5 protein-coding genes and 1 pseudogene are annotated in these 6000 nt (G+C 58.5%); 4 read left to right on the top strand and 2 right to left on the bottom strand.

Annotated elements, in window-relative coordinates; genetic code table 11:
* The first annotated feature begins 229 nt into the window (after positions 1-229).
* Positions 230-724: a hypothetical protein gene (locus PAA8504_RS15915; protein WP_108895184.1), complete on the top strand. Its 495-nt coding sequence runs from the start codon at positions 230-232 to the stop codon at positions 722-724.
* Positions 725-1117: 393 nt separating this feature from the next.
* On the top strand, positions 1118-1864 hold the full coding sequence (locus PAA8504_RS15920; protein WP_108895185.1) for a Crp/Fnr family transcriptional regulator: 747 nt from the start codon (positions 1118-1120) through the stop codon (positions 1862-1864).
* A gap of 52 nt (positions 1865-1916) precedes the next feature.
* Here the strand turns inward: PAA8504_RS15920 and PAA8504_RS15925 are convergent, their stop codons facing one another.
* Entirely contained in the window at positions 1917-2129 is a 213-nt protein-coding gene (locus PAA8504_RS15925) for a site-specific integrase (protein WP_370739698.1), read from the bottom strand.
* Positions 2130-3225: 1096 nt separating this feature from the next.
* Here PAA8504_RS15925 and PAA8504_RS15930 point away from each other — a divergent pair.
* Positions 3226-3963: a hypothetical protein gene (locus PAA8504_RS15930; protein ID WP_108895186.1), complete on the top strand. Its 738-nt coding sequence runs from the start codon at positions 3226-3228 to the stop codon at positions 3961-3963.
* A 698-nt stretch (positions 3964-4661) separates the two neighbouring features.
* Positions 4662-5276 (top strand): annotated as a pseudogene (locus PAA8504_RS23015) (TnsB C-terminal domain-containing protein); the annotation flags it as partial.
* 624 nt (positions 5277-5900) lie between these two features.
* On the opposite strand, the gene PAA8504_RS22300 reads toward PAA8504_RS23015, so the two are convergent.
* On the bottom strand, positions 5901-6000 hold a 100-nt coding region (locus PAA8504_RS22300; RefSeq protein WP_146190509.1), incomplete at its 5' end, for an integrase core domain-containing protein.

Genomic DNA, 6000 nt, shown 5'->3' on the forward strand with positions numbered 1-6000 from the left:
CAAGAGCAACGCGCTGCCCTTCCTCCTAGGGACCGGTCGGACTGAACTTACGCGGTCGTTCCGCGAACGCTGCGGAGCTACTGGGTTCAACGCCTTCTACGTGTGACGTAATAAGGCAACACTCCGCGCGATGGGCGAATTGTCGCCTATCACTGGCGACATTTTGCTGAAACTTTCCCGCAGAAAACATCGTGGCTTCCGTAATGCTGAGGCGGAGAAGGTTTGCTGAATGATTTACTGCGAGCACATTCCGGAGCTGAATATGTTCTACTTGCGCTATGGTGGTAGCTTCAGGCGACGAGAACTCCTTCAGGAATTGGATCGGATCGACAAACACGAACCCGAAAGTCCTGGGTCCTTGCCACTTCTGTTTCACGACTTCCGCAATGCTGACCTTTCGTGGATAAGCGCGCATGGAATGCAAACGTTCATCTCGCAAAGGGCGAAGCTTACAAACAACGCGGGCGGACCTTGTATTCTCTTGGTCGGTAATCTCGTGAGCTTTGGCGTGATGCGCATGTATGGCGCTTTGGCAGAAATCGGCGGCGTCAGAAACGAAGCAGACAGCTTGGTCACTACCAGTCCGAGGGAAGTACTCGCACGGATCATCGTTCACGCCGCTCGACCAGGCGAAACCGAAGAATTGCTTCTGGGCGCAGTGATCCGGAGCGCTAGCGTTTTGGGCATCCGAACCGATACAGAGTTTGCGTCGAAAAACAGTTGAAGGGGGCTGCTTGCTGAACTCGCTCGAGCACTGAGTATTACTTTCGCGGCTCTGTCGACGCCGCGAGCGTCTCACAATAACTGCATTTTATCTTCAAAAAAGTTTGTTTCTGGGCGCCTCAGTTCCCGCCGCTGACAGAAAGTATCGGAAGGGAGAGCGGCCCCGGTCCAGACTGAACCGCCGGCTCGGTGAGTTTCGCGTAATGCATACCATCGTTCCATATCCGCCTCCGAGGGATGTCGGCCGCGGTCGCAGGAAGGAAACCAAACTGGTTTAAGGGGATGGAAACACGCATCGGCTGATCGCTCTCTCACTCTGGCTCGACCGTGTACGGACGAGGCTAAAGGCCTACTTCGTCGGGTCGAGCGAAGTGCGGGTGAAGGAGTGTTGGTCATGACGGAAAGCTGCCTGGCCCGGCGTCTCGGGAATTTCCTCGACCTCTCGGACAACGAGCGCGCCTTCATCGAGAGCATGGAAAACACGCCGCGCCAGATGAAGAAGGGTGAGGTTCTCGTCTCGAAGGGCGCGAAGACCAACAAGCTCTATGTGGTGAAATGGGGTTGGAGCATCGTCAGCGCGCGTGAGGTCACCGGCCGACGGGCGATCCTGCGCACCTATCTGCCCGGCGAGGTTATCGGCCTCGCCGAGATTGGCAGTCCCGTCGCCCCGCACGACATCTTTATGTCGACGGACGGGGCGGTCTGCCCTTTTCCCCGCGCATCCCTCGGCCGGATTTACGAGCAGGCGCCCCGCCTTGCGGCGCTGCTGACCGCGATCAGCAGTGCTGAGCAGGTGATCCTGCGCGAGCTTCTGTTAGCCGTGGGGAGGATGCCCGCTGAAGACCGCTTGATCCTGTTCCTGCTAACGCTGCTCGACCGACTGTCGGTCGCGGGAGCGGAGACCTCCTCGCGCTTTCACGTGCCGTTGTCGCAGTCGGAGATCGGCGACGCGCTATGCCTCACCTCCGTCTATGTCAGCCGCCTCTTCACCAAGCTGCGCCGGGAAGGTCAGATCGAACTCGAGGACCGGCATATCCGTCTGCAGGACCGTGCGGGGCTGGAAGAGCGGGTCGGGTACGCGCCCCTCGCGACGCGGATCGACACGTCGTGGTTCTCGAAGGCACGCGTTCGGCCGGACTGATCGCGCGCACCTTATTTTCAAGAGAGCGCAGCGCGGCACTTGATCTGTTTTATCAAAGCTGCAGTCGATGGATTGCGCGCGGCGATCCGCGGCGCCACGACGCCTTCTTCTTGATCTCGGCGAAGTCACAGGCCGCCCCGAAGGCCCGGTTGAACTGCCGGGTCGAGATCGGGTCGACCCGGTTGCGAGCGGGAAAGAGCCAGCCTGCGGGACGGGCCTCGCGGTAATAGTCGCGCAGCAGTTCAAGCAGGCTCGGCGAAAGCATCACGTGCCGGTCCTTGCGGCCCTTGACCGTGTCGTCGGAAGCAGCCCTTCGTGGCTGCTGCCCGAGATGGCGCGGAGGGAGGTGGCTGCCTCGATAGCCAGCACCAGTACGACAACGGCGAAAGCCGAGCCCCGTTGTTCATTGACGGCGGGCGCAATAGGCGCTGACGGCCGTCGTGGCTGCTCCAAACTTATGGCTTCACGACTTCCGCTGCTGTGGCGGCTCTCGATCGCCCGTGCGCTCTTATTTTCTAGGTGTCACACTGAGCGACGTGATCTACGCCAACCAGCGCGGCGATGTCACCGCACTTCGAGCGACAAGCTTACGGTCCGACCCAACGGTCCTCTTTTCCAGGGGAGGGTCCAGGTCGCTGCTGCTGGCCGGTCTTGGAATCGGCAGGCCACATCGGCAACGAACACCATCTTATCCGCGCAAAACGCTGATACCCATAGTGGATTGCCGGACGAGCGATCGGCAAAATACCGACATATCCGGCATCCCGCCGCTGATCTCCAAGGATGGAAGGGCAGGGGTCTCGTCGTCTTCACCCTAGTCGCCTCGATTCTTATCAGGAAACCTCTCCCGGCACTGTCCTTCATCCCCTGCGGGTTGCTAGCGGTACATCTGCCCGCAGAAGGCGATCCGGGTCGAACGCCCAGGAGAAATTTTTCTCCAGCGGTGTCCCGGGATGGTTTGCGAAACCCAGGAACCCTACGGCCACGCGACCGATATTTTTCAGTATGATCGCGTCTGTTTTGCCCCGATCTACGAGATGGGGTCGAGAAAGTTTTTCGCAATATCAGTAGCTTGACTCAAATCTCCCCCTGATCTTCAAGGCCGAGCGCTCTTTTTTGTTTTGGATTTTCATGGGATTCGCGGACCTTGCCCCTGTTCGAGGTCGGCATCCAACGAAGCCGGCCAAGAGCGCAAAAGAAAAGCGCGCATCCGAGGATGCGCGCCTGGAAGTTGGGGCAGAGATCGCCCGTGTATTACTTGCCACGGTAGAGGCCGAAAACGGCCCGGGCAAGCGCGGTCTCAGCTCCGACACAACGTGTAACTAGCCCGGAGGCGAAATGTCTCCGGGAACGGAGAGAGTATGTCGAAATACGAAGATTGGGAGCCGGAGCAGCCGGAAACCAAGAAGCTACCGGCGCTTGTCGTGGACCCTATCCACGGGGTTCTGCCGTATGACGGGTTCCGCAATCCGTTGACGCGGAGCGATACGGCGAAACGCGTTTCCATGATCATCGCAACGCCGATGACTAACGGCGTGCCGCGGGTGTATCATTTTGATGGGGAAGGGGAGTCCGCGATCGCCCTTGATGCGCTGAGGAGCCCTGATCTCTACGGACTGGAAGTGCAGCTTCCCCCGGTGCCCTTTCTTTGCCGTGCGTCTCACGAGATCCGTCCGCACCACTTCGATCTGCGGCTGACGTTCAAAGACGGTTTCCGCCGCGCAATCTTCGCTCGTAACGGGGCGAGTTTGGCCAAGCCGGAAACCCAGGACGAGATCGACGACATCTTCGCCTGCGTGACGACCGACTTCGCGGATGAAGCCGCTGTCGTAAATGTTGATCACTACACGAGGGCCTACCGAGACAATTTGCGCCGAATCTGGGAGCTGCTACAGGTCGTGGACGACGAGGCCGACAGCGTCGTGGAGGCGGCGGCGCGGTCGTCCAGCTACTGGTTTCTCAGTGATCTGATCGCGAACTGCGATTTGGAGGAATGGCGAGCGTATCAGGCCGCGATGCGGCTGGTTGGCCGGAATATTCTGTGGACCGATATGCACGGGGTGATCGACTACCCGTCTCGGGTCGCGCTGTACGCATGACCCAACAGCCGCTCTTTGATATCCCCAAGGGATCCGTGCTCGAACTGGACGGCCAAGAGCTGCTGGTGACCGGGCTGGAAAGGGCTGGCTATGCGGTCGAATGCCAAGATACCGGCGAGTGCCTTACGCTTTCGGTTGCGCGGATCGAGGCTGCAATCCGAGGGCGGGACTGTGAAGTCCTTGAACCGGCGGACGCGGAAAGGCGCAAGGCACTGCTAGAGTTCACCGGTGGTTACCATCGTCTGGAACAGTTCTCCGCCCCCGTCCGGCTGGAGGCGCAAAGACGGCTCGCGTTGGTTTTGGCCATGGATGAGCTGGCGGCCAATGGATACAAGATCACGCAACGCAGCATGAGCACACATGGCGAGCATCGTAATGCACTGATTTTGAGGGCGAACAAAATCGCACCTCAATTGAAGTTCATCAAGAAGGGCAGCGAGAAAAAGCCAAAACCGTTATTTCCGATCGCGGAAGGGCGGACCCTCGCGAAATTCAGAGACCTTTATCATCGCTATGGTGGAAATCCCGTGGTCCTTGCAGACCGTGAGCATCTGAAAGGGTATCGCACTTCGAGGCTGGTCCCTTGGCAGGAACGTTTCATCGATTTTGCGCTCAACCATTGGCAGGACAAAAGAAAGCCGCAGCTTGCTCCCTTGGTTCGCGACGCAGCAAAAGTCTTCCATCGGACCGCCGCCGAAATGGCGCAGTGCATTAATTTTCCGTCGGTTACGACACTCCGTCAGAGGGCGAAGGCATTCTCAGATGTTGCGACTGAGTTTGGCCGGGGCGGTAAACGGCAAGCCACCAACAAAAAGGGAGCGGGCTCCACGGACGTCCGCGCTCTTCGCTACGGAGAAAAGTTCGAATGGGATCAGGTCTACCTTTCGATCTTCACGAACGGTTCTGGCGTTGTTCAAGCCGAGCCGATCGATCCTGATGACGTTCCCAAAAAGCTTGCGGACAATGAAATCCGCCGATGCTGGCTGCACGTCATTCTCGATGTCGCCACACGAGAGGCTCTTGGCTGGGTGATTTCGGAGACCGCAGATTCAGATCATAGCTTGGCGCTTCTTCGCATGGCGACGCGCGACAAGACGAAGGAGAAGGTCCGCTACGGATGTAAGGAGGACCCAGCACCTCCGGTGCGCCTCGGCCTCGGACTAGCCGATAATGGAAGCGCGACGCGCAACGGCCGCGTCTATGCCGCTCAACTTGGGATGGGTATGACAGTTATGACCGGCCGGGCCTACCACGCCACGGACAAGCCTTATATCGAGCGATTCTTCGGCACGATGCAGGGCCAAATCCTAAATTTCCTTCCCGGCTACACGGGGAGTTATCCGGGAGAGTTGACCGGCTATAATCCCAAGCCTTCGGCTGAAGTGAGCCACGATCAGCTCATGGGTGTAATTACACGATATCTGGTAGATGAGTATCCCTTCCAGCCGCACTATGGGACCGGTATGTTCGGCGCAACGCCCCGTCAGAAGCGTGAAGAAGCGCTCAAGCGATACGGTCGTATCAAATCGCCTTCGCAGCACGAACGCTGCCTCTATCTCGGGACAAAAATTCGCGCGAGTACGACCTCGGAAGGGGTCAAAGCCTTCAATATTCCGTTCAATTCCTCGGAGCTTCAGAAATTCGCTGATGGGAAGTCGAAATCCGTGACGATCCATCTCGATCCTGATGACCTTCGCACGGTCCTCATCACCGCCGAGGGACTGGAAGCCGTTCTCGAAGCTCAGCTGAGGATGACGCTTTTCAAGGACCAGACGCTCGAAGAGGCAATCGAACTGATGGAAGCCGCTACCAAGGCCAATCCCAAACTTCGCGCATTGCACCGCGAACAGCTGGAGGAGGCAAAAACACGCAGAGTTCGTGATTCCTGCTATTTCAAGGATTCCCGCGATTGGTCTTGCCCCCGTTTCAGCGGACACTCAGGCGGTTGCGGTTTGAGCTGCGATGAACTCGCGAGGCGAACGCATCTTCAGCCCTGAGTGCGGGTGGTTGTCGTTGTAGTCCTCGAACCACCCGGCG

The sequence above is a fragment of the Palleronia abyssalis genome, from assembly GCF_900302445.1.
Classification (GTDB): Bacteria; Pseudomonadota; Alphaproteobacteria; order Rhodobacterales; family Rhodobacteraceae; genus Palleronia; species Palleronia abyssalis.

What these genes read in the sequence shown, in the direction of transcription:
- PAA8504_RS15915 (WP_108895184.1), top strand. Translation starts at nt 230, where the DNA reads ATGATTTACTGCGAGCACATTCCGGAGCTGAATATGTTCTACTTGCGC.
- PAA8504_RS15920 (WP_108895185.1), top strand. Translation starts at nt 1,118, where the DNA reads ATGACGGAAAGCTGCCTGGCCCGGCGTCTCGGGAATTTCCTCGACCTC.
- PAA8504_RS15925 (WP_370739698.1), bottom strand. Translation starts at nt 2,129, where the DNA reads ATGCTTTCGCCGAGCCTGCTTGAACTGCTGCGCGACTATTACCGCGAG.
- PAA8504_RS15930 (WP_108895186.1), top strand. Translation starts at nt 3,226, where the DNA reads ATGTCGAAATACGAAGATTGGGAGCCGGAGCAGCCGGAAACCAAGAAG.